The sequence below is a fragment of the Maribellus luteus genome, assembly GCF_003576475.1.
Lineage (GTDB): Bacteria > Bacteroidota > Bacteroidia > Bacteroidales > Prolixibacteraceae > Draconibacterium > Draconibacterium luteum.
Genome location: NZ_QWGR01000227.1, coordinates 1 through 549 on the forward strand (window position 1 = coordinate 1; position 549 = coordinate 549).

The 549-nt window shown below is 56.1% G+C and carries 1 protein-coding gene; it reads left to right on the top strand.

Features of this window, described 5'->3' with window-relative positions:
* The coding region (locus tag D1614_RS25895; RefSeq protein WP_206610199.1) for a hypothetical protein at positions 1–549 on the top strand (549 nt) is incomplete at both ends.

Below are 549 nucleotides of genomic sequence, written 5' to 3' on the forward strand. Positions count from 1 at the left end.
ATCCGATGTGGCGAAATTTTTCCTCGGAATCGCCGGTTTCATGATCTTGCCGACGATTGTGTGGATCGCAATGATTCGCTTCCGTTGGCACGAATGGCTGCACGATCTCGCCAACTTGGATGAATCGCTATGGTTGCTGGCCATGATATTCGTTGGAACCGTGCTGCTCGCGGGTACGACCGCTCTCGCATTTTCAAGTAGCCTCCCTGGGATTTGGCACCTTCAGGCGTTGTTCATGCCTGTCGTGGTTGCGGTCTGCGCCACACGTTTTCCTGTCGACCGGGTAGATACGACGAACCTTGCCGCGATCGTGCTTTCCCTACTGCTTATTTTTCTGGTCGGCTCGCCCTTCCATGCGCTCTACAGGAATTGGCATCCCTTCAAGGAGGGGCGCAACTACTATCAAGAAGCAGCCACCGTCGTGACGCAGCGTTGGCGTGCCGCCTTCGGCGTACCTCTATCTCGCGTTGGCGGGGACGACGGGCTGATTTATGCAACGGCTTTTTACAGTGCTGATCACCCGCGTTACAATCGGCCCCTCGAAACGCC